This window comes from Edaphobacter acidisoli (assembly GCF_014642855.1).
Classification (GTDB): Bacteria; Acidobacteriota; Terriglobia; order Terriglobales; family Acidobacteriaceae; genus Edaphobacter; species Edaphobacter acidisoli.
This window is the reverse complement of the sequence record NZ_BMJB01000001.1, coordinates 2,433,731-2,456,361: the sequence shown is the minus strand read 5'-3', so window position 1 is coordinate 2,456,361 and position 22,631 is coordinate 2,433,731. Positions and strand designations below refer to the sequence as shown.

At 58.8% G+C, this 22,631-nt stretch carries 22 protein-coding genes; 10 read left to right on the top strand and 12 right to left on the bottom strand.

What is annotated here, in order from left to right; translation table 11 throughout:
- Window positions 1-14 precede the first annotated feature (14 nt).
- Together IEX36_RS09860 and IEX36_RS09855 are read right to left on the bottom strand one after the other, a co-directional pair.
- On the bottom strand, window positions 15-1,661 hold the full coding sequence (locus IEX36_RS09860) for an ammonium transporter (protein ID WP_229668854.1): 1,647 nt from the start codon (window positions 1,659-1,661) through the stop codon (window positions 15-17).
- A gap of 115 nt (window positions 1,662-1,776) precedes the next feature.
- Window positions 1,777-2,115, bottom strand: coding sequence for a P-II family nitrogen regulator (locus IEX36_RS09855; RefSeq protein WP_188759155.1), 339 nt, complete (start codon window positions 2,113-2,115; stop codon window positions 1,777-1,779).
- 359 nt (window positions 2,116-2,474) lie between these two features.
- Between IEX36_RS09855 and IEX36_RS09850 the strand changes: the two genes are divergently transcribed.
- The gene (locus tag IEX36_RS09850; RefSeq protein WP_229668853.1) at window positions 2,475-3,572 is read left to right on the top strand and encodes a hypothetical protein; all 1,098 of its coding nucleotides are present in this window, start codon (window positions 2,475-2,477) and stop codon (window positions 3,570-3,572) included.
- A gap of 3 nt (window positions 3,573-3,575) precedes the next feature.
- Here the strand turns inward: IEX36_RS09850 and IEX36_RS09845 are convergent, their stop codons facing one another.
- From IEX36_RS09845 to IEX36_RS09820, 6 genes are all read right to left on the bottom strand, one after another.
- Window positions 3,576-4,706: a sensor domain-containing diguanylate cyclase gene (locus IEX36_RS09845; RefSeq protein ID WP_229668852.1), complete on the bottom strand. Its 1,131-nt coding sequence runs from the start codon at window positions 4,704-4,706 to the stop codon at window positions 3,576-3,578.
- 358 nt (window positions 4,707-5,064) lie between these two features.
- Window positions 5,065-6,036: an electron transfer flavoprotein subunit alpha/FixB family protein gene (locus tag IEX36_RS09840; RefSeq protein ID WP_188759154.1), complete on the bottom strand. Its 972-nt coding sequence runs from the start codon at window positions 6,034-6,036 to the stop codon at window positions 5,065-5,067.
- Window positions 6,033-6,797 carry an electron transfer flavoprotein subunit beta/FixA family protein gene (locus IEX36_RS09835; RefSeq protein WP_188759153.1) on the bottom strand — a complete coding sequence of 255 codons (765 nt, stop codon included), beginning with the start codon at window positions 6,795-6,797 and terminating at the stop codon, window positions 6,033-6,035. The genes IEX36_RS09840 and IEX36_RS09835 overlap by 4 nt, the downstream gene beginning before the upstream one ends.
- 13 nt (window positions 6,798-6,810) lie before the next feature.
- Window positions 6,811-8,820, bottom strand: coding sequence for a (Fe-S)-binding protein (locus tag IEX36_RS09830; protein ID WP_229668851.1), 2,010 nt, complete (start codon window positions 8,818-8,820; stop codon window positions 6,811-6,813).
- Between the two features lie 73 nt (window positions 8,821-8,893).
- Window positions 8,894-9,178 carry a hypothetical protein gene (locus IEX36_RS09825; RefSeq protein WP_188759152.1) on the bottom strand — a complete coding sequence of 95 codons (285 nt, stop codon included), beginning with the start codon at window positions 9,176-9,178 and terminating at the stop codon, window positions 8,894-8,896.
- 220 nt (window positions 9,179-9,398) lie between these two features.
- Window positions 9,399-9,620 carry a hypothetical protein gene (locus IEX36_RS09820; protein WP_229668850.1) on the bottom strand — a complete coding sequence of 74 codons (222 nt, stop codon included), beginning with the start codon at window positions 9,618-9,620 and terminating at the stop codon, window positions 9,399-9,401.
- 172 nt (window positions 9,621-9,792) lie between these two features.
- Here IEX36_RS09820 and IEX36_RS09815 point away from each other — a divergent pair, with 172 nt between their 5' ends.
- From IEX36_RS09815 to IEX36_RS09790, 6 genes are all read left to right on the top strand, one after another.
- Window positions 9,793-9,972: a hypothetical protein gene (locus tag IEX36_RS09815; protein ID WP_188759150.1), complete on the top strand. Its 180-nt coding sequence runs from the start codon at window positions 9,793-9,795 to the stop codon at window positions 9,970-9,972.
- A 12-nt stretch (window positions 9,973-9,984) separates the two neighbouring features.
- Window positions 9,985-10,743, top strand: a complete 759-nt coding sequence (locus IEX36_RS09810; protein WP_229668849.1) for an SIMPL domain-containing protein — start codon at window positions 9,985-9,987, stop codon at window positions 10,741-10,743.
- 23 nt (window positions 10,744-10,766) lie between these two features.
- Window positions 10,767-11,582 (top strand): acyltransferase, encoded by an 816-nt coding sequence (locus tag IEX36_RS09805; RefSeq protein ID WP_188759149.1) that lies wholly within the window; start codon window positions 10,767-10,769, stop codon window positions 11,580-11,582.
- 64 nt (window positions 11,583-11,646) lie between these two features.
- On the top strand, window positions 11,647-12,345 hold the full coding sequence (locus tag IEX36_RS09800) for a site-2 protease family protein (protein ID WP_188759148.1): 699 nt from the start codon (window positions 11,647-11,649) through the stop codon (window positions 12,343-12,345).
- Window positions 12,346-12,468: 123 nt separating this feature from the next.
- The gene (gene trpS, locus IEX36_RS09795) at window positions 12,469-14,049 is read left to right on the top strand and encodes a tryptophan--tRNA ligase (RefSeq protein ID WP_188759147.1); all 1,581 of its coding nucleotides are present in this window, start codon (window positions 12,469-12,471) and stop codon (window positions 14,047-14,049) included.
- 11 nt (window positions 14,050-14,060) lie between these two features.
- Complete coding sequence (locus tag IEX36_RS09790; protein ID WP_188759146.1) at window positions 14,061-15,008, top strand: segregation and condensation protein A; 948 nt, start codon at window positions 14,061-14,063, stop codon at window positions 15,006-15,008.
- An 80-nt stretch (window positions 15,009-15,088) separates the two neighbouring features.
- Here the strand turns inward: IEX36_RS09790 and IEX36_RS09785 are convergent, their stop codons facing one another.
- Complete coding sequence (locus IEX36_RS09785; protein ID WP_188759145.1) at window positions 15,089-16,246, bottom strand: endo-1,4-beta-xylanase; 1,158 nt, start codon at window positions 16,244-16,246, stop codon at window positions 15,089-15,091.
- Window positions 16,247-16,319: 73 nt separating this feature from the next.
- Here IEX36_RS09785 and scpB point away from each other — a divergent pair, with 73 nt between their 5' ends.
- The 3 genes from scpB to msrA all read left to right on the top strand — a co-directional run bounded on the left by scpB (window position 16,320) and on the right by msrA (window position 19,064).
- The gene (gene scpB / locus IEX36_RS09780; protein ID WP_188759144.1) at window positions 16,320-17,378 is read left to right on the top strand and encodes an SMC-Scp complex subunit ScpB; all 1,059 of its coding nucleotides are present in this window, start codon (window positions 16,320-16,322) and stop codon (window positions 17,376-17,378) included.
- 82 nt (window positions 17,379-17,460) lie between these two features.
- Window positions 17,461-18,399 (top strand): pseudouridine synthase, encoded by a 939-nt coding sequence (locus IEX36_RS09775; protein ID WP_188759143.1) that lies wholly within the window; start codon window positions 17,461-17,463, stop codon window positions 18,397-18,399.
- 188 nt (window positions 18,400-18,587) lie between these two features.
- Window positions 18,588-19,064, top strand: a complete 477-nt coding sequence (gene msrA / locus IEX36_RS09770) for a peptide-methionine (S)-S-oxide reductase MsrA (RefSeq protein WP_188759142.1) — start codon at window positions 18,588-18,590, stop codon at window positions 19,062-19,064.
- A 33-nt stretch (window positions 19,065-19,097) separates the two neighbouring features.
- Here the strand turns inward: msrA and IEX36_RS09765 are convergent, their stop codons facing one another.
- The 3 genes from IEX36_RS09765 to IEX36_RS09755 form a co-directional block, all read right to left on the bottom strand.
- A complete protein-coding gene (locus tag IEX36_RS09765) occupies window positions 19,098-20,363 on the bottom strand; it encodes a glycosyltransferase family 9 protein (RefSeq protein WP_188759141.1) in 1,266 nt (421 codons plus the stop codon).
- 65 nt (window positions 20,364-20,428) lie between these two features.
- Window positions 20,429-21,175 (bottom strand): class I SAM-dependent methyltransferase, encoded by a 747-nt coding sequence (locus tag IEX36_RS09760; RefSeq protein ID WP_188759140.1) that lies wholly within the window; start codon window positions 21,173-21,175, stop codon window positions 20,429-20,431.
- A 71-nt stretch (window positions 21,176-21,246) separates the two neighbouring features.
- Window positions 21,247-22,629: a lipopolysaccharide biosynthesis protein gene (locus IEX36_RS09755; RefSeq protein WP_188759139.1), complete on the bottom strand. Its 1,383-nt coding sequence runs from the start codon at window positions 22,627-22,629 to the stop codon at window positions 21,247-21,249.
- Window positions 22,630-22,631 lie beyond the last annotated feature (2 nt).

The window sequence follows — 22,631 nt, the reverse complement described above, 5'->3', positions numbered from 1 at the left end:
CCATCCGCGTTAGGTTAATCCGCACCCATCGAGAAGGTTGCCAACGCATCTTCCGGATACGCTCCCATACCGAACTCAGGCACATCCAGGCCAGCCAGTTCGGATTCCTTCGAAACGCGCATTGAGCGGATCGAGTTGACAATCTTGAACACCACGAAGGTCAAACCGAATGCATAGACAGCCATCAGCGTGGCTCCGCACAGCTGCACCACAAACTGCTTCGGGTCCCCGTGAAGCAGCCCCGTCACGCCCTGGCCAGCCTTGCCCAGATAGGACGCAGTGCCCACGCCGTTCCAGCCCGCCCCGTAGGTTCCGTCTGCGAAGATGCCAACGCATACCGCGCCAAACCAGCCGCAGTATCCGTGAACTGAGATTGCTCCGCACGGGTCGTCAATCTTCAGTACGCGCTCATTGAACAGCACGCCTCCGCATACAATCGCGCCCGCGATCGCGCCGATGATTACAGCTGATGTCGGCGAGACAAACGCGCACGGTGCTGTGATCGCCACCAAACCAGCCAGCATTCCGTTACAGGCCATCGTCACGTCCGGTTTCCCGAACATGAAGTACCACAGTGTCAGCGCTACGGCCGCGCCGGCCACTCCCGCCAGGTTGGTATTGACTGCGACGATTGAGATCCGCAAATCAGTGGCGCCCAGCGTTGATCCGGGATTGAAGCCCATCCAGCCAAACAGCAGGATGAACGTTCCGGTCACAACGTAGACGAGATTATGCGCCGGAAACGCGCGAGGCTTGCCGTCAGGCCCATACTTGCCCAGCCGCGGTCCCAGCACAACCGCTAGCGCCATTGCCGCGAATCCGCCCACGCCGTGTACGACGGACGATCCGGCGAAATCGATATAACCATGCGCCCAGTGCTCGGACAGACCCAGTTGCGACATCCAGCCGCCACCCCACACCCAGCACGCAAATACCGGATACAGCAGTCCGCCGATGAAAAGTTCGCATAGCAGAAACGCCCAGAACGTAATCCGCTCGCAGATTGCGCCAACGATGATATAGCCGGCGGTCTCCATGAAGACGACTTCGAACAGGATCAGGCACATCGAGCTTGAGTCATACGCCGGGCCGCTCATAAAGAAGCCCTTGCCGCCAAGAATGCCGTGCAGCCCGCCGCCTATCAGGAAGTGGTTCAGCGTTGGCGAGCCGCCGATAGTGGCGGGCGCGGCGTTAATCGCAGTGCCTCCGTACTGGAACGCAAAGCCGCAGACCCAGTAAGCCAGAAACGCGAAAACGTATGCGGCGAAGTTCAGCATCATCAAGTGGCCTGCATTCTTCTTCCTCACCAGGCCGCAGGTCAGCAACGCAAAGCCCGCCTGCATGAACAGCACCAGATATCCGGTCAGCAGCGTCCACGAGAAGTTTGTAGCAATCTTCAGATGGCCAACCGCGTCGGCTACATGAAGTGCAATCGGCTCGCGTGCGGCCGCAGCCTGATAGTCGTCATAGGCCTTCTTCGCCGTTGCATAGTCTGGCGCGCTGGGATCAGTCGGCGCGGCAACCACAATCGGATTGCCCGCCGCATCAGTCACAGCAGTTCTGTCTCCGGTTGCCAGGCCTGCGGGGTCGGGCTGCGGGGCCTGCTGTGCCAGCGCAATATTGATGGTGCCGCTCAGTGCCAGCACAAAGGCAAGGGCCAAGGCTTTCTTCAGCAGACTGCGTATGGGACGTCTCAAAAAGTCTTGCTGCATTTTTGTCGTTCCTTTCTTCTCACGGTTACAGTGCATCTCGGCAATGTTGGCAACAGCGCGGATCTCATATCGCGGTTGGGCCACGCTCGCCTGTCCTTATGCGGACAACCTCGTCCACCGAACTTACAAAGATCTTTCCGTCGCCGATCACGCCGGTCCGAGCGCTTGTAATGATGGCCTCCAGCGCCGGCTCGAGCATCGCGTCATTCACCACGACACTCAGGCACAGCTTGGGCAGCAAATCAACCGTGTACTCCGATCCGCGATACGTCTCGGTATGCCCCTTCTGCCGCCCAAACCCACGGGCCTCCTGAATGGTGGCGCCGGTGATTCCTAAGTCATGAAGGCCTCTCTTCACCTCATCCAGTTGTGAGGGCCGGATTACAGCATCTATGCGCTTCATCGATAAGTTCTCCTTTTTCACTCGCCAGAGTGAACAGCGAACGATGGGTAGTTTGAAGATTGCTTGAATGGCCAGAACCTACTATCGTGATTTTTCGTTGTAAATATGGAATTTTCCGCACCGCGTTATTGCGATAGAAAATCGCCAGCTCAGCTATCTTGCGCAAGCCGCAAACACTGATAAACAGAGGAGATGCGGCGACGCCGGCGTATTATTATGCGCCCCATCAAAGTTTTTTATCGCTGTGCTTCGCCATGGGCCGCAACCAGAATTCATACCCGCCAGCATCGCCTGCGAGACGCCTTCAGGACCTAATCGCGGCCATCCGTCTGCTGCGTCTAAACTGTCAGAACAGACCAATGACAATGCGCCGTCTCATTCCGGCAAAATACTTTGTAAAACTGTTTGCTCTGGTGCTGACAGTCGGACTCGCCCTTACAGTCGTCCCGACCGCTATGTCGCAGCAACAGCCGAAGGCACTTCCCCCGCCGGACGCAGCCGCTACAACGGCGCCGCACCGCACGCGCCTTATTCTCAAAGACGGAAGCTACCAAATCATCATGAGCTACCGCGTCGTAGGCAACGTCGTGCACTACATCAGCGCCGAGCGTGGTGGCGAAGAAGAAGAGATCCCCGCTTCACTCGTTGATTTCGACGCCACGCGCCGCTGGGACCAGGCGCACTTTGGCCCTTCAGGTGACAATGCCAACCCAAATCAGCCGCCTCCAATCGACCCCGAACTCCTGAAGGAAGAGGCAGACCGCGCTGCATTGACGCCAGAGGTAGCCAAAGACCTCCGCCTACCGGAAGACGACAGCACTCTCATCCTCGACACCTACCGTGGCACCCCGGAACTGGTTCCTCTGGCCCAGTCCGACAGCGATCTCAACCGCGACACGGGCCACAACATCCTGCGCGCAGCAATCAATCCGCTTTCTGCCGCCCACCAGATCATCACCCTCAAGGGTGAGACCGCCAACGTACAGGTCCATGTCGCCCAGCCAGTCCTCTATCTTCGCGTAGGCGACGAAGCTGTCCCATCCACAGCCGGAAAACCCTTCACTGTGGACACGCACGGCGCCACGAGCATCGTTAAGAGCGGGCCACCAGGAGGCTCGCCGGAAAGCCGCTACGTCATCGTCCGCGCCGACGTACGCACCGGAGAGCGCGTCATCGCAAGTTTCCAGATCCCTTTGCTCGGCACCGGCCACCTTCAGGAAGATGTCGTCGAAACCACTACCGAGCTTCTACCCGGCGGTCACTGGCTGAAGATCACGCCCACTCGTCCACTCGACTTCGGCGAATATGCGCTGATGGAGGTCATCTCCGACACCGCGGTCAACCTAAGCGTCTGGGACTTTGGCGTCCACCCAGTCGCTCCGGAAAACCGCGATGTGATCAAGCCCGAGCCTAAACGCCCAGCGACGCTCGAGCGTCGAACGGCCGGGCAATTTTAGGATTCAGATCGATCGAACCGGTCCGCGCTCCACATAAAGGCCGCCAACGGCCTGCCTCGAATCACGGCCGATTTGCGTCACGCGTTCCCGTTCCATCAAGAGTCCCTTACCCGCGACGGCAATATTGTCGCGCGTCGTCTTGGCCTCATACATCATTGTGTCGGCTGCTTTCAGAATCGTCGGTACGGTATCGCCATCTTCAGGAAAAGTTGCCAGCCCAAAGCTTCCAGACAAGTTCAGCGCCAGTCCTGCGCCTTCCAGAAATTTGCTTGAACGCAGATCGTCGCAAAGCGCCATAACCACACCTGTTGCAGCAGCCTTACCCATGCCGGGCAACAGTGCCACAAACTCATCTCCTCCATACCGGAATGCCGAATTGTTCGGCCCCAGCAGGCGCTTCATCAATCCACCTACTTCAGACAGAAGACGGCTCCCAATCAGATGCCCATGCGTGTCGTTGACCGACTTGAAGTGGTCCAGATCCACAAACAAGAGGCTAAACGGCTTGCCTGTTTTCACCTCGTCCGCAAGCATCGTGTAAAGATGCCGTGCATTGAACAGTCCGGTCACATCGTCCGTGATAGTGAGTTCCTGAATCAGCGTCATCGAGCGCGCATTCTGGATCGCAATTGCCGCATAGTCGCACAGAATTCTCAGAAACGAGACCGAGTACTCCGAAAGAAGGTCCATCTTGCTGTTGAGCAGTTGAATCACTCCCAGCGTCTTATTGCCGGACCGTACCGGCACGCATGCAATCGACTGGATATTCAACTCCGGATGGCTCGCCGCAAACTTCGCCCAGTTCTTATCCAGCTTCACGTTCGGCACAACCAGTGGATTGCCCGTCGACGCCACCCACCCGGCAACACCTTCACCCATCGCTACGCGCAAGCCTTTCAGGCTCTCCGCATTCTCGCCCACTGCAATGGCGTAGTAAAGCTCATTTGCTGTCTCATCTACCATCAGGAAAGACCAGCGCTCTGGCCCGAAGAACTTAGCCATCTTATCCATGATGGCGCCCAGAATCTCTTCCAGTTCCAGACTTGCCGTCAGCGCGCGCGCCACATCGTGGAACACCCGCAGGTGATCCATCTGCCGGCCATCGATGACTTCAAACTGACGTTTGTCTCTCAAGAGCTTCCTTCAGTAGCCAATCGTACGTTTTGTCTTGCAACTTTATGTGAATGAAGATACGGGCCCGGTCTGCTGGTTGTTCCATGTCCAATCTATTGGTCTGTGGTGGCGGAAAGAGTTCAACGGGTTAATGCTTGGGCCTGCCTTCTCTATATGAGCCACAATGCATTCAACGGTCTAGGCATCCAGGAAATTTGCTGTCATGATCGTCGCAAGTTCACGGACGCCCGCAGCAAACAACCTTAAGCCCCTACCATCGAATACCTCTATCAAGAGGTATCGCTAGTCGCAAGAAAATGCAACTAGCGATAAGCAAAGTGTCCAAAATGAAGTAACAAAGGGGGTTGATAGATGGCTCTTACCCTTTTGCCGCCTGCACGGCCTTTGTCAGGGCCGGAACCACTTCGAACAAATCACCCACCACCCCGTAGTCCGCTACCTCAAAGATGGGCGCGTTCTCATCCTTGTTGATGGCGATCACAGTTTTCGAGCCTTTCATCCCAACCAGATGCTGAATCGCGCCCGAAATTCCGACCGCAAGATACAGCTTTGGCGAAACCGTCTGCCCGGAACTACCCACCTGCCGCTCCATTGGCAGCCAGCCGTTGTCACAGATGGGGCGCGAGGCTGCCAACTCGGCGCCCAGTGCCTTCGCAAGCTCGTCCACAATGGCAATGTTCTCCTGCTCGCCGATGCCGCGGCCGACAGAAACAATTACCGGCGCCGCGCTCAGATCCACCGTCTGAGCCGATTCGCGGAACAACTCACCCGGCTTCGTGCGAATCTGCGGCAGCTCAAGCGTTGGCGCAAACGTCTCGACCGCTGCACTTCCAGTCTCGACTGTATCGCCACGAAACGTTCCAGCCTGCACCGAGACAAAGCACGGCCCAGCACCAGTATGGCGATAGTCGGCATTCAGCTTGCCCTGCAGCAACTGTCGCACGAAGACCGGCCCGTCATGCACAGCGATCACGTCACTAATCAAGACCGAGCCAAACCGCGTCGCCAGCGCAGGGGCGAAGTCCCGGACCTGATAGGTATGGGGCATCAGCACATAAGCTGGAGCAGCCTGCTTAATCACCTGCTCCAGCGCTGCCACATAGCCATCCGGAGTGTAAGTTTTGAGCAGAGCGTGTTCCACTGCATACACCTTAACGAGCTTCTTGCCGCTTAGCTCTGAAGCCAAAGCGCTCACGCCTTCCGCCACGACTGCAGCAGAGCACTCAACCCCCAGCTTCGCCGCAAGCTGTTGCCCGGCGGCGAGCGCTTCAAAGCTCATGCGATTCCATTGACCACCGCGCTGTTCCATCACTACAAGAACGCCGCTCATATCACCCTCACCTCAAACTTCAACTTCTCCACGATCTTCGCCGCGACCTCTGCAGGCGAGCCAGTCAGCATCTCTGTCTTCTTCTGCTTCTCCGGCAGATACACGCGCTCGAGCGTAATAGAGGGCGACCCGGCCGCAGCCGCAGCCTGCACGGTCTTCGTCTCTTTGGTCTTAGCTTTCTTGATGCCCATCAGCGTGGCGTAGCGCAGCTTGTTGCCTCCACTCTGAATGGTCAACAGCGCAGGCAGAGGCATCTCGACATGCTGAAACCAGCCGTCTTCAAGCTCGCGTTTCACCTTCAGGCCGTTGCCCGTCACCTCAACCTGCATGATGATCGTCGCGTGCGGAATCCCCAGCAGCTCCGCCAGCACCACGCCAGTCTGTCCCAGCCCCAGGTCGTCGGACTGCAATCCGGTCAGAATTAAATCAGGCGACTCAGCCTTCATCGCATCCGCAAGTATCTGTGCAACGCCCAGAGTATCGCGCGCGCTCAGGTCGTCGGCCTCGATGTGAATAGCACGGTCCGCACCCTTAGCCAGCGCCTCGCGCAGCGTGCTGGTTACGCGCTCCGGCCCCGCACACACGACCACCACCTCACCGCCGTTCTTTTCTTTCAATTGCAGAGCCTCTTCCAGCGCATACGCATCCGGCTCGTTGATCGTGTAATTCAGATCGCTTTCGTCAATCCATTTGCCATCGGAGGCCACGTGTACCTGCGCGTCCCGTTCAGGCACCTGCTTGATTGCAACCAGTATCTTCATCGCTCTCCTGTTCCTAATCCCTATTCCCCGCATCTGGCAGAGCGCGCGCCGTCAGTTGTGCAATGTCCAGCAACTGCGGAGGAGTCTTACTCACCTCTGCCAAAGCATCCCGAAACATCGTATTGCAGAAGGGGCATGCCGTGCCCACCACCTTCGCGCCCGTCCCTGCCAACTCAGCCGCCCGGACGTGGCTCACCCGCTCGCCCTTCTCTTCACCAAGAAATGCAAGCCCGCCGCCAGCGCCGCAGCAGAAGCTTCGCTCGTGCGAACGAGGTGCTTCAACCAACTTTCCAGCCTGTTCGACCACTGCGCGTGGTTCATCGTACACATCGCGATACCGTCCCAGATAGCACGGATCGTGATACACGATGCTCTCGCCGTCATCTCCAGCAAGCGTCTGCTTCGGCAGCATGCCGATGTGCCTGGCCATGAACTCCGAGTGGTGCTCAATCTCCGGAGCAACGCCATACTCGCGCCAATCGTTCGCAATCGTTCTGACGCAGTGCGGACAGATGGCGACGATCTTCTGCACCTTCGCCGTCTCGAATGCCTTCAACCCAGCCTCAGCGAGTGTCTGAAACACAAGGTCATTGCCCAACCGCCGCGCAGGATCGCCCGTGCATTTCTCTTTCTTCAGCACACCGAACGTAGTGCCCAGGTAGTTCATCACACGTGCAAAATCAGCAATAATCTCGCGCCCTTTAGGGTCGTAGCCGCCCATGCACCCAAGCCACAGGCAATACTCCTGCGTGCCGTCGAAGATGGGGAAGCTTTCCTTCTGAATAAACTTGTCACGCTCCATCGCGCTCAACCCCAGCGCATTGCCATTCTTTTCAAGCGCCAGAAACAGCTTCGTCCCGTAGTTGTCTTCCCATGCTCCAGTGTTGGTCGCGCCACGCCGCAGCCCCACAATCACCGGCACATGCTGAATCCCCACCGGACACTGATACTCGCAGCTTCCGCACGTCGTGCACTCGAAGACCGCCTCCATCGAGAGCAACTCAGCAAATTTGGTCTCCGGCCTCGCCTCGGCCAGTAGCGCAACGTCGCTTGCGGGCCCGAGTTCGTTCAGGTAGCTCCGCACACCCAGAGCAATCTCTTTCGGATTAAGCACCTTGCCCGTGTTCGCCGCCGGACAGTGCTCCGTGCATCGCCCGCACTCAACGCAGCTATACACCTGCAGCGCGACCAACTGAGTTACATCCTTGCCCGTAACCAGCCCGAAATCCTCATCACCGCTCAGCGGAGGAATCTTCGAGAAGCCATCGCGCTTCAGAAACACCGTCACCGGACTGATCACGAGATGCAGGTGCTTGGTATGCGGAATCAGCGGCAGAAACGCCAGCAGCGTCAGCGTGTGCGTCCACCACAGCGCCTTCACCGCCGCGCTGCCCGGGCTCACGAAGAACGCCCCCAGATAGCTCACCATCAGCAGGAAGATCAAAAACGCAATCCACCCGGACTCGACCGAGACCTTCTTGCCCAGCCAGATCGGCCTGACAAAGAATCTCCGGATGAACAAGCCAGTAATCCCGATGGCAACTAGTACAGCCCACGCCGCCGCAAACGAAAAGTAGAACTCCCCGACGTAGCTCTCAGGAGAGAGAAACCCCACATGCAAACCGTTCGCGATATGGTTGGTCGTCACCAGCGCAAACGCCAGAAACCCCCAGAAGACAAACGCGTGGGCCAGTCCCGGCAGCGGCCGCTGGCGAATCACCTTGCCCTGGCACAGAACCTCCCAGAAGAAGTCCCACACCCTGCGCCCGATGGGCCGCAGCGAGAAGTCAGCATCTTTTTTTGAGTGCAAAATTCTGTTCAGGATTGGCCCGAAGCGCTGGAAGAACAGCGTCACAGAGACCGCAATGCCACTCAGCAGCAGAACTACTTCGGTTGTCGAAAAATGTTCCGGTTCAGCCAGCGTATGGGGGAGCCATGTCCCAATCAACGGCAGCGCTCCCGAAGATCCAGCGCCCGACACAGCGACAAGCGTCACATCGACCATCCGAACCCATCCGCTCACGGCGTATCAAACACCGCAGACAAAGCTCAGGCAGCAGTCGTCAACAGCCAAGGTCCGCAACATGACGGACCAACTAGTAGCTGAAGAACTCCGTGCTTCCGCGCCGATAGCGAATTCCCATGACCGCAAACACGATGCAGCCCAGAAACAGCAGTGCGTCCCAATAGACCATTGGCTTGTCCCAGCCTGGCGACAAAGTCCAGTCCTGCCCGGCCCAGCAGAGAACCAGCAGGGCCACAATCAGGCACTGCCAGCTCAGCGTCAGGCATGTTTGCCCGCGCCGCCGCCGCCGGTCGAGTTGCTCGACCTCATCCGGGCTCAAATTCCGTTCTTCAATGGGAAGCAGTGTATTTGCCATGTCTCTTCCAGGTATCTCCCGCGTCTGGTTCGGTTTTGAAGGCGCCGCGTCCCGCCGGACAACGGCTAGCAACCATTAAAGCACAGCGCCTCTGCTCACCGAAGCAGCGCAGGAGAAAAGCGGTCAACTTCTTCGACCCGAAGCATATCTGAATCTGTATTCATCAGTAAAGCCCATGCAGAGAAGCAGCTTCTGGTGTGGTCCAATCGGACGACCCAATCTAGATGAACGCTACCGACTGGATTCCTACCACATCAAACCGTTTCCGGCAGCGAACATTCTTGCAGCCCACCATGTCGTCGCGCCGCACCATGTAGCTTTGGGCCTTGGCGAACCGCGCACGGTCGCGCTCATCGGCCCCTCTGGGCAACTGTGTCTTCTTCCGCCGCACCAGCCAGCTCAACTCATACTCCCCCTGCTGCCCGCAGTGCGGACAGGTCATCACATGCTTCCTTTGCTCTGCCCGCTCATCAAAAAAGTCGCGCTCTTCCATACCCGCACCTCGTGGCCGCAAGCAGGATGCTTCTATGCCACCCTGCCATCCTGCACCACAGTGGGCGCGATCGGCAAGAGTAGGGCATAATCTCCCATGTGCCGGAAAGGGCCACAGTTCGATGACAAAACCGAAGCGGCAGACATTCTCGAAGGTCAAGGCGGTCAAAGCCAACGCCCGCGAACGCGTCGGAACGCCTCCGCCTGAGCGCGTCCTGCCCGATCCGAAGCAGAAGCGCGCCGCGAAACCCAGGCACAAAACCACACTCGCAGACCTGCTCAGCGCGACCGAGCACCAATAAGGAGAACTCCGAATGAAGCCAATCCAAGCTCTCGCGAAGAACAACCGCATCTCGGCGCTCGCAGGCGCACTCGTCATGGCTGCCTCGCTCGCCGCAATGCCGGCGTCTGCCCAGACCATTCAGGTCAACAAAGAAAACCGCACCATCGCGGTCACGGCCACAGACAAAGTCACTGCCATGGCCGACACAGCCACCGTGCACGTTGGCTTCATCGACTACGGCCCCGACAGCGCCTCAGCCTACGCCACCGGCTCACGCATCTCGAACGCCATCATGGACGCTCTTACCGGCGCTGGCATTCCGAAAGATTCCATCGAGAGCGAGAACCAGAACGTCTCCCCCGTGCAGCCCTATCAGGTCGAAAAACTCTCCGAAGCCGAGCGAGCCAAGCGGCAGTTCCAGGTAACGCAGAGCTGGACCGTCCGCGTGCCAGCCGCCGACGCCGCAAAGACACTCGACCTCGCCGTCAAGGCCGGAGCGAACCAATCCGGCCAGATCGACTGGTCGTTCAAGGATGAGAACGCCCCGCAAGCCGAAGCCGCGGCCAAAGCCCTCAAGCATGCCCGCGAACAGGCCGAGCAGATGGCCCAGAGTCTCAACGCCAAACTCGGCGCGTTGCTCTACGCCAGCAACCAGGTCGAAGCCGCCCCGGTCCGCCCGCTGATGATGAGCATGGCAGCTAAAGCGCAAGCCGAACCTGCACCGCTCGCCATCAATCCTCGCCAGATTGAAAAAACTGCCACCGTGTATGCTGTCTTCGCCATCGAATAGCGGGTGAGCCCTGGAGGGAACACATGACTGTCCTTAACTACCGCGATCCCAGACCTAGCCCTGAGTCCGAAGCCATCTACCGTCGCTGGCTCTCGCAGCTCAACGACGACTTCACCAGACACCAATCCCCTGACCGCCGCTCAGAGATCGTCCGCAACGAGCTTTACCAGATTTACCTCGGCCGCGCCCACAGCGGACGCTCCACAGCCTCGCTCACCACCGAACTCGCCTCGAACGTCCTCGTCGAATCCTTCGACCCGCGCAACATCACGCTCGAACCCGAGTACTACGGCGACGTCAACCCCGAGCAGTACGCCATCCGCAAACCTCTCATCTATTTCTGGCAGATGTTCGACCGCTCCCCTCTGGGCCTGAACAACTGGCTCGGCTACCGCTTTCGCTGCATGTTAGGCCGGCACGTCTTCAAGCACCTCGGCAAACACGTCAAAATCTTCCACAACGTCGAGTTCACCTTCGGCTACAACCTCACCGTCGAGGACTACTGCACCATCCACAAAAACGTCATGCTCGACGACCGCGGCGAGATCATCCTGCGCGAAGGCACCAGCGTCTCCGACTACGCCAACATCTACTCCCACTCGCACGACATCCACCAGCAGGCCGACGTCACCAACAAACCGACCATCCTCGGCCCCCGCGCCCGCGTCACGTATCACGCAACGGTGCTGGCCGGCGCTAACATCGGCGAAGACACCATGCTCGGCGCAATGGCCGTCGCCACCAAGCCCATCCCGCCGTCGGTCGTCGCTGTCGGAGTCCCAGCCAGGACGAAGCGCCAAAAGACACAGCCCAGCGCGACGGGATTCTACAAAGAATAGGAGCGCAAGGAGTAACCAGCCGGACGCGACGAACCCGCACCGTCTCCGATAAGCTGAAAGAGACATGAATCAGGAAGCCTTACTGATTGCGTTTCAGGTCGTGGTCCTTGTCCTTGCCTTTAGCGTCCACGAGTGCGCGCATGGCTGGACGGCATGGAAGCTCGGCGACCCCACCGCCCGGATGCTGGGCCGGGTCACGCTCAATCCGCTCAAGCACCTCGACCCCTTCGGCTCCGTCCTGATGCCTCTGATTGCGCTCGTCTACCACTGGCCGCTCATCGGCTGGGCCAAGCCTACGCCCGTCACCCCGCGCAACTTCAAGCATTATCGACGCGACGACATCCTGGTCACACTCGCCGGGCCCGCCAGCAACCTGCTCTCTGCCATCGTCGCCCTGATTCTGCTGGTGATTATCAAACACGTGGCTCGCGGTGGCGCCAACGCCGTGGCTACCGCAGTTGCACTGGTGAGCAATATCCCCGGAGTCGTAGCCGCAGGTCTCCCTGTACTCACACCGGTCGCGCTGCTCCTGTATTACGTCATCCTGATCAACCTTCTGCTCTTCGTCTTCAACCTGATCCCCGTGCCTCCACTGGACGGCAGCCACATCCTGCGCCACTTCCTGCCCTATAAGGCGCTCCAACTTTACGATCGCATGGGCATGGTGCTTCTGATTGTGCTGTTTCTGGTGGGCGGCAGCTTTATCTTCACGCTCTTCAATCCGCTCTTCAGCACCTTCAACCACCTGCTGTTTACGCTTTAGGCTTCACGCGAAGCCTCTTTGCATTTCCATTCCGTAGCGGAGCGGAGGAATCTGCTGTTTCTGCCCAACCAACAGCTTTAGGCGGACGGGCGCGAATCATTTACCCTTGCACTTGAACCGCAAATGACTGACAACACCTCCAACTCCTCACGCCCCCGCGTCCTGAGCGGCATGCGACCCACAGGCCGCCTGCACCTGGGCAACTACATGGGCGCGCTCTACAACTGGGTCCGGCTCCAGCACGACTACGAGTGCTACTTCTTCATCGCCGACTACCACGCCCTCACGACCGACTACGCCGACCCCAGCCTGCTCAAGCAGAACATCTTCGAGGTCGCGCTCGACTTCCTCTCCGCCGGTCTCGACCCGGAGAAGTGCACCATCTTCGTCCAGTCGCACGTGCCCCAGCACGCCGAGCTGCACCTGCTCCTCAGCATGATCACGCCGGTAAGCTGGCTCGAGCGCGTGCCGACGTACAAAGACCAGCAGGAGCAGCTCCGTGAGAAGGACCTCGCCACCTACGGCTTCCTCGGCTACCCGCTGCTCCAGTCAGCAGACATCCTCGCCTACCAGCCCGACTTCGTTCCCGTCGGCCAGGACCAGGTCTCGCACGTCGAGCTGACCCGCGAGGTCGCGCGCCGCTTCAACTACTTCTACAGCCCGAAGCGTGTCGTCTCCGGCGAAGGCTCCGCCGTCATCACCGAACCGGACCCAGACCATCTGCTATTACCCGAACCACAAGTGCTCCTGACGCCATCGCCGAAGCTGCCCGGCACCGACGGTCGCAAGATGTCCAAGAGCTACGGCAACAGCATTCTGCTCTCAGCCACGCCCACCGAAGTCGCGTACAAGATGCAGAGCATGACCAACGGCGGCCAGCGTCCCACGGCAGATGTTCCCGGCGACCCCGACATCTGCCCCGTAGGCGACATGCACCGCCTCTTCAGCTCCGAGCAGGTGCTCACCCAGATCACCACCGGCTGCCGCACAGCGGCCATCCGCTGCGACGAATGCAAATTGCTCGCGGCCAACTCCATCAACCACCATCTCGCTCCCATCCGCGAGCGCCGCGAAGAGCTCGAAGATAACCCCAACAAGGTGTGGGAGGTGCTGTATCTCGGGCGCATTGAAGCCGAGAAACGAGCAGAGCAGACGATGCAGGCCGTCCGCGCCGTTACTGGCCTCTCACGCGACCGTTCCGGCGTCCGCCTCGAGCGGGCTGCATCCAGCGTGCAGGATGCCGAGGACGCGCGTAATCTGTCCAGCTTCAAGCACTGGTGGGACTCACCCGCCCCTCTGCTCTCGCGCAACCTCAGGGAACTTTGGAAGAGAGACCTCGTCCCGACAGGCACACCACTCAAGCCCGATGCCGATGGCGTCTGGATTACACAGAACAACCGCCGCATCTTCGTCGCCACAGCTACGCAAAGCAATGGCAACGAATCGTGGAACTTCTCCGTCAAACCCAAGTCCTACGAGATGCTGGTTCTCCTCTGCTGGGGCAGCGACTACCGCCTCCGCGACTTTGTTGTTCCGCAGAAGCTCTATCTTGCCCAATGGGTCGCTGCCAAAAAGCAGGCAGGAAAGAATAACATCGAGTTTTCGGTGAAACACGAAGGCGGCAAATATGTCCTCAACCTTCCCGGTGCGTCCGGCATCGATGTCACCGCAACCGAAGCGGGCTATCAAATTCTCGGCGACTAAAACAACACCGCATGGCTGACGAAATCATCCAACCCGAAGCTGCCGAGCAGCACGAAGCAGGCGCAGAGCCGCAGGAGCCATTCCAGCTCCAGCACCCACCCGTGCCCGAACCACCGCCCGCCCCCAAACCGACCGCCGCCGAAAAAGAGAAAAAGGAAAAAGAAGAAGCCTCGCAGTTTCCTTTCTCCGTCACCGTCGGCCTGGTCTACGACGGCCCGCTCGACCTTCTGCTCGACCTCATCCGCAAGCAGAACATCGACATCTACGACATCCCCATCGCCCGCATCACCAGCCAGTTCCTCGACTACACGCACCACCTGAAGCAAGTTGACGTAGACTCCGCCGGCGAGTTCATCTACATGGCCTCCCTCCTGATTCACATCAAGTCGAAGATGCTCCTGCCGCGCGACCCCTCCGACGTCACCGGCGCCGACGCAGAAGACCCGCGCCGCGAACTGGTCGAGCGCCTGCTCGAACACGAGCGCTTCAAAGCCGCCGCGCAGATGCTGCTCCAGAAGCAGCAGATCGAAGAGGCCACCTGGTCCAACCCCGGCCTCAGCAACTTCCGCCGCGAACAGGGCGAAGACGCCAGCCTCGAACAGGAGATAGCCGCCGACACGGTCGATCTCGTCCGCGTCTTTCAAGAGATCCTCACGCGCCTGCGCGAGCGTCCCGTCCTGAACGTCGATGAGGAGTCCGTCACGGTCGCGCAGATGCTCGACTACGTCAAGCGCCGCCTCATCATGGAAGACAAGCCCGTCAGCCTGCGCCGCCTGCTGCACAACACCCACACCGAGCGTGCGTTGATCTGCATGTTCCTTGCCATGCTCGAGCTGGTGCGCCTCCAGGCTGTACTCCTGCATCAGCCCGCACTGCACGGCGACATCCTCGTCAAGAAATCCGCAAACTTCGATCAAGCCGTAGCCGACCACGCCCAGGCCCGCGACGACTGGCGATAGGGCAGGGAAGCTGCATCATTTGCATTTCCATTCCGTAGCGCAGCGGAGGAATCTGCTGTTTGCATGCTGATGCACGATCCCTACCGCGCCCTCGCCTCATCAAAGCTCTTCCGCATAGCAAAGAACGCAGGCGTAGGCTTGTAATCCGCATCAAACGGCAGCGGCCTCTGCGCCCGCGCCGGATGCAGCGGCCGAAACTTTGTCCCTCCATTCAGCCACGTATTTTTATCCGTAACGCCCCACGTCAGCACAGCCTTCACCTCCGGCCCACGCAGCACGGTATCCAGATAATTCCCATAAACCTCGGCAACGGTCTTATCGCGCACAGCGATATCGTCCGAGGCGACACCATCATCCTTCACATCCATCTCGGTGATGAAGACCTGCAAGCCCATCCCGCCCGCGTCATCAATCAACCGGCGAAGCCCTTTGCCATACGTCTCCGTCCCGCCCGCATGAATGTGCGACTGAATCCCAAGCGCATCAATCGGCGTCCCTGCCGCCTTAAACCTTCGCAGCAACCCAAGCACTGCATCGCGCTTCTTCTGCTCTTCATCTGTGTCGTACTCGATGCCGTAGTCGTTGTAAGTCAAAAGCGCATGAGGATCAGTCTCGCGCGCAGTCCGATAAGCAAGATCAAGATAATCCGACCCTAGCATCTCGAACCACGGCGACGAAGACCGCAACCCATCCGCACGCCCATCCTTGATCCAGATGGCCTCATTCACCACGTCCCACGAGTGAATCTTCCCCTTGTACCGACCGGCAACCGTGTTGATATGGTCAACAAGAAACTTCCGCGCGTTGTCTTTGTTCACCGTCGTGTTGAACCATTTCGGCAACGCCTCGTGCCACACAAAGTTATGCCCACGCACCTTGATCCCATGCGCCTCGGCAAACGCAACCAGAGCGTCCGCATCAGTAAAGTTGTAGCTGTTCGGCGCAGGCTGCAGATAGCCAAACTTCATGCAGTTCTCCGGCACAACAATGCTGTACTGTTGCGCAATCAGCTTGCGAAAGGCCGGATCACTGCGGAAAAGCCCAGCATTCACGGCGCAGCCGGTCAGCAGCCCGCGCGCGGCGGCATGTGCCTTCAGCGAACCCGCACCCGTAATCTCGTCACCATCCGAAGTGTCGCCAGTCTCCGCCAGCAAGCCTGGCACGGAAGAAGCCGCAGCCAGCACAGCCGCATGTTTGAGCCATTCTCTGCGAGTCAACTCTCTTGGGGCCTGCGTCATTTGCCTGGGGTCTCCTGTACTCGCAAGCAATCATAAGCGGTGTTGGGTATGCTTAGGGAAGACCACAGAGACCATGAGCCTCAAAGCCAAAATCGAAGCCGTCATCTACGCCTCGGAAGAACCCGTCACCCTTGCCCAGCTCGTCGGCCTGCTTGGCCACGAGGGCCAGTCCGAGCTCGATCACATCGAGTCAGCGCAGCAAGCGCTCTCGTTAGAAGAGCAGTCCACCGAGGCAGACGAATTCGGCGAAGCCGAGCAAGCCGCCGAGCGCGACCGCGCCCTGCACGAAGCCGCCGAGCACGAGGCCGCAGTGCTGCGCGAAGCTCGTCACCATGCACAAATAGACAACGCCGCGATGAGTTCGGAGGACGATGCCGAGCCCTCCATCGATGCGGCCATTGCCGAACCCGAACCCGCGCCAGCAGAGCAGGCAAGCGCACCTGTAACACCCGAGGACAAGGACGAGAAAAAAGCCGCGCGCGAGAAAGAGCGCAAACTGCGCGAGTATTTCCGCGCTATCCTCGACCAGCTCATCGGCGACTACGCCAATGGCGACCGTGGTCTCGAAATCCGCGAGGTCGCAGGCGGCTATCGCATGGCCACCAAGCCCGAGTACCACGACGCCGTCCGCGGCTTCGTCAAATCGCTCAAGCCGCCCCTGAAGCTCTCACTCCAGGCGCTCGAAACCCTGGCCGTCGTTGCCTACAAGCAGCCCGTCACCGCGCCAGAGATATCCGAGATCCGTGGCGTCGACTCCGGCGGCGTGCTCGGCTCGCTCATGTCGCGCAAGCTCGTCACGACTGCGGGCCGCAAACAGGTCATCGGCCGTCCCATCCTCTACAAAACCACCCGCGACTTCCTCGTGCGCTTCGGCCTCAAGGACATTGGCGAGCTGCCCAGCATCGAGGAGTTCGAGAAGATGGCCGGCGAGCTGGCCGAGCAGGAAGAGATTCCCATGCAGCACCCCGCCGAAGAAGCCGAGCAAGCGGAAGGCGCAACATCGCCAGACGAAGACGAGCCATCAAGCACGGTTGAAGCTGCCAGCGCAATGACAACCGACGAAGCAGCCGAAGACGCTGCTGCAAAAGAAAGCCAGCCAGAGACCGAGCCCGAAGCTCAACCCACAGAGTGACGATCTGCACATCGACTCGAAGTTTGCTTCGAGTATCTTCGCCTCAGGCGCGAAAGGCGCAGACAGGCGATAATAAGTCTCTATGTCTCAGAACACCGAACCCCAGGGCGACCGCCTGCAGAAGATCCTGGCCCAGGCAGGCATCGCCAGCCGCCGCAAGGCCGAGGAGCTCATCCTCGCCGGCCGCGTCCAGGTTAACGGCAAGGTGGTCACCGAGCTGGGCACCCGCCACGACGCCACGCGCGACCACATCCGCGTCGACGGCAAGCTGCTCCACGGCCCCGAGCGCCATCGCTACTATATGCTCAACAAGCCGCGCGGCTACGTCACTACCCTCGACGACCCCGAAGGCCGCCCCACCGTCATGGACCTGATGGCAAAGCAGAAAGGCCCGCGCAGTGAGCAGGCGCGCCTCTACCCCGTAGGCCGCCTCGACTACCTCAGCGAAGGCCTGCTGCTGATGACCAACGACGGCGAACTCGCCAACGCGCTCTCAAAAGCTGCAACCGGCGTCGAGAAGACCTACCTGGTCAAAATCAGCGGAGCCCCATCCTCCACCGGCCTCGACCAGATCCGCCAGGGCATCATGATCGACCGCGGCCGCCTCAACGAAGTCCGCTCCGGCCGCCGCGATCGTGTCATCACCGCTCCGGCAAAGGTCGAGCAGGTGCGAGGAGGCGACAATCCCTGGTTCGAGCTCACCTTGACCGAGGGCCGCAACCGTCAGATCCGCAAGATGTTCGAGGAGATCGGCCATCACGTCGAAAAGATTCGCCGCATCGGTTACGGTGCACTCCGCCTCGACGTCCCCCCCGGCGAGTTCCGCGAGCTGACCCCCGGCGAGGTAACGGCGCTCGGCCGCGCAGCCGAAGGCAAAAAGGTCGTCCCCAAAAAGAGAACGCCCGAATTTGCCCAGCTCAAATCTCCAGCAAAAAAGAAGGCCGCAAAATCACCTCGCAGCTATACCGCAAAGCCAGCTCGCAGAGGCAATTCCCGTCAGGGCCATCGCACGGAGCGGTGAAGGGTATCCACCTTGGCTCCCCCATTCATCTAACACTTTCGTCTCTTGACTCGCTGCGTTGGCGGCGCAAGAATACTTCCCGCTGTGTAGCCTGAGGTGCAACAGGTTTCCTCAGGTTTTAATCATGAGGGTGATGACAATCGGCCGGTGAAAAGCATCCAATACTGGTAGTGAAGGAGCAATACGCAGTGGCAATTGAAACAGCGACCTTTGGTGCAGGATGTTTCTGGGGAGTAGAAGCCCGATTCAATGAACTCACAGGTGTTATCGACACGGCCGCAGGATACGAAGGCGGCAACCTCGAACACCCAACCTATCAGGACGTTTGTACGGACCGCACCGGCCACGCGGAAGTTGTTCAAGTCAAGTTCGACCCATCGCGTATCAGCTTCGACGCTCTGCTCGATGCATTCTTTGCGCTGCACGACCCTACACAGGTCAACCGCCAGGGTCCGGACTTCGGCACCCAATACCGCAGCGTCATCTTCACCCACAACGACGAGCAGTTCCGCGAAGCCAAAGCCCGCATCGCCGAGCTAAACGCCTCAGGCACCTACCGCAACCCCATCGCTACGCAAGTAGTCCCGGCAATGTCGTTCTGGAAAGCCGAGGAGTACCACCAGCGCTACCTCGAAAAACGCGGCATGGTCAGCTGCCACATCTAAGTCCAGGGCGGAGGTGTAACACACCTCCGCCGGTCAACGCGAAACCCCAGTGCCTTCGTGCGGAGATAGCTTCTCGCGCCCACTGCTCTCAGCTTCCTGGATGAGCTGTTGCAAAGCCCTCTGCGCCATCTCCACACTGACCTGCGCGAGACAGTGAAGTTCTGTCGCCACGCACTCCGTCGTGCATGGTGCGAGCTGGTACTCTGGCTGCACAATAGCAACCCATGGTCCAAGCGGGTGAGAGCGGAGCGGCGATGCATGATGGCTCGGTCTGCTGCCGCTCGCAAAGGCAGTCACCAGCAACGACGGCACGCCGCACGCTCCGGCTACATGGGTTGTTCCGGAGTCATTGCCAATAAAGCACTGCGCTCTTCCGCAAACAGCGGTGAGCTGTTCGAAGTCCGTTTTGCCTGAAAGGTTCAGCACGTCTCCGCCAAGATATTTGCTGATAGTCTCGGCGGCTTCGGCTATCTCGGGTCCGCCAACGATTACCGTCCGCCAGCCACGAGACAAAAACTCCAGCCTCGCCAGTTCAGCAAAATCCCGGGCGGGCCAGGCGCGTCGCGGCAACGACGCTCCGGGACCAATCACAGCATAAGGCCGGTTTGCCAGGCCAAGGCTCGCCAGGTAATCCCGCGCTTTCTCGCTCCTGGCAATGGCAACCATGCTCTCTACGGGTTGCTGAATATCGACCGGCTTCTTCAACAATCCGGCAAGCTGTAATACTTCGCTTGCTCGAGAGACTTCGTGAATGCCGTGCATCTCCCGCACCTCTGCGGTCAGCAGCGGCGAGATACCGAACTGGCTCTCCCATCGTTCGGGTTCCAACTCGGGGCTGTAAGCCACGCGCGCTTTGCCGCCAAGAAGCCAAGCGAGGTGATGAGAAAACCAAGGCTCGACACCGCCCCGAACTACGACAACCGTATGAAAGCGCAGAGGTCGCAGATCACGCCGCCACCAACCGATTACGTCAAAGAAAAAAGGGCGCGGCAGGAGACCCTTCTTTGGCCTGCGCGCAATTGAGTAGAGGTGATCGACTGCGGGATGCAAACCGATCAATCGCCCAGCTCCCGACGTGAAGTAGCTGATCTCCAGATCAGGGTTTTCCCGGCGCAGCGCGTCCAGCAGCGGGAAGATCATCACCTTGTCACCGAGGTGAGGAATCAGATCGCAGATGGCGAGCTTGCGAGGCCGTTCGGCCTTCTCCGGTGGCGATTGCGGAGCATACAGCTTGAACAGGCGCCCTGCTATAGCGAAGTTAAACCCGAAGCGGAGGATTCTTTTCAGTCTGGATACCACACGTCTGCGCCTCCCTAAGTCTGCGGTGTCACACTCAGAAGCATACAAACCGCTGAAGTGACGGCTCAAATTTGAACCGTCACTTCGGACGACCCGGCGTGTAGCCTCTTAAATCGTAACGCCACTGGATACCAGAGTGGGGTAGCAGAATATGCCCGATTGGGAAACAGACGGCGCATAACTCTTTGTCTAAAACTGCGCTTGTACGCGTCTTCACACCAGAATGGAGATTGACGAATCTTGTCAGGAAAAAACTGTTCGAAGGGCGTGAATAATTTAGACAGCGTCTTCGTGGTCAATTGATACTCAAAAAAACGACTGCGTGAATGATATTCAAGAGTTGCGACAAAAATATCGCCCCTGAAACAATCGTTGATTGCTTTTACTATGCCGCTGCGGATTTCATCCGGAATATGTTCAAACACAGAGACAGAAGCAATGTGGGTTATCTGTGGATTTTGTTGCAATAATTGTGCGAGAGACTCATAGTTCCCCAGGCTGCGATGAAAGATGATGTTAGGAAGGCAGCCTGTTACTTCCCCAATGTTCATATCCAGCACATGCACTTCACGAACAAAGGGGGCGATCACTGTCGTAAAAAAACCTGCTCCCGTAAGCGGTGAACCTCCGCCGATATCCAGTACGACGGAGTCAGGCGTGAGATCAAGCAATTCGATCGTTTGATGATATTCCCAAAATCGCTGGCTTAATTTGCCCCCGCCGTAGTTAGCTCCATCCCATTCCGCCGGACTGTTTGTGTTACCGTATGCCTTCCAAAGGGCCGCCTTGAGTTTCTCTGTGATAGGTGACATCTCGTAAAGTTATACCTCGATCGAAATTTGGTCTGAACGGAAAACGCGGAAGAGAAGCCTAGGCTCTACTCTTAAATGACATCCACCTGAATCTTCCCCTCGTGGATTGGGTTTGACGGTAGATATCGGCCTTGCAAAATCTGCCGTACCTGCCATGTTGCGGGAAATACGATAAATAATACATAAGAGACGATCGTTGCTGATAAGACCCCGATCACTCCAAGGCGCTGCACAAGAACGATCGAGAGCACAAGATTCACAGCCGCTGCGACACCCGAGTAAATGGCCTGCAATTTGAGTTGCTCGGTGGCCGCCAGCAAAGCTCCCTGGTTGACAGTTATGGCCAGCAGAATTATCCAGAAGCACATACTCCATAAAAGGAGCCGATCCGGGACTGCGACTGACCCAGCCCACACCCTGATAATCCACCGTCCCGCAAATCCAAGGAACAGAGCGGCCGACGTGACGGTCAATACGGTAGCACGCATGATCCGGCGATATGCCGAGCGAATCCAGACAAGATCATGTCCAGCGTACGCTTCCGAGAGCGCCGGCCAGAGAGACGGTATCAGGAGAGACTGCAATACAGAGGCATAGCTCACCAGCTTCCAGGTAACCGCATAGGGCGTCACGTGTTCGGCTCCCAGGAAGTGCGCGATGATGAGATTGTCCGTGTTGAAAACCACCAGTCCTGACAATTGAAGAATAAAGAAGAGCATTCCCTGGCTCATGATCTCTCGTACCAGGGACAGGCGCACCCTTTGCGGTGCGGGACGGATGTGTGGTTCATGCCGAAGCGCCATCCACAGATTCAGCAGGACGGTTCCACTCAGCATCGCTGCGCAGAAGGCCGTCATCAGTGCAACGACCGAGCCTCGTAGCTGGACCACCAGGATGATCGCAGCCAGGCCCAGCACGCTGCTGATGATGGTGAAGGTATTGGCTACAGGCACACGCTGATAGCCGCCCATGACCTTCGCGGCAAGGCCAAGCGGCAGCGTAAGCAGAAAATACACATACGAGATGGCCGCGCAGATCTCCGCATTGCGGGCCATGACCGGATCGCTCAATCCGAACAACTTCCCCCAGTCGATGAAATGCCAGCCGAAGGCCCCAACGGCCCCTAAAGCCATAGCGACGGCAAACGTGGCCCAGAACGCCGTAGCGTAGTAGCGCTTGGCCATATCGTCGGACTGCTCCGCATAAGCGCGCGAGATGCAGTTGACCAGCGTATTGGCTATACCGAGATCAAACACCGTCAGCATGGTGACGGTGGTGCTGATGGTCACCCAGAAGCCATACTGCTCGGGGCCCAGGTAGCGAACCGTAATCGGCAGACCGATCGCGTTGACTAGAACTGCCACTACCTTTGCAACGGCACCCGACGCTCCACCCATGAACAGACGGGCCAACCGCTGGTCGTTCTTTAATTTGGAGCGCAATGCCTGAATCATCA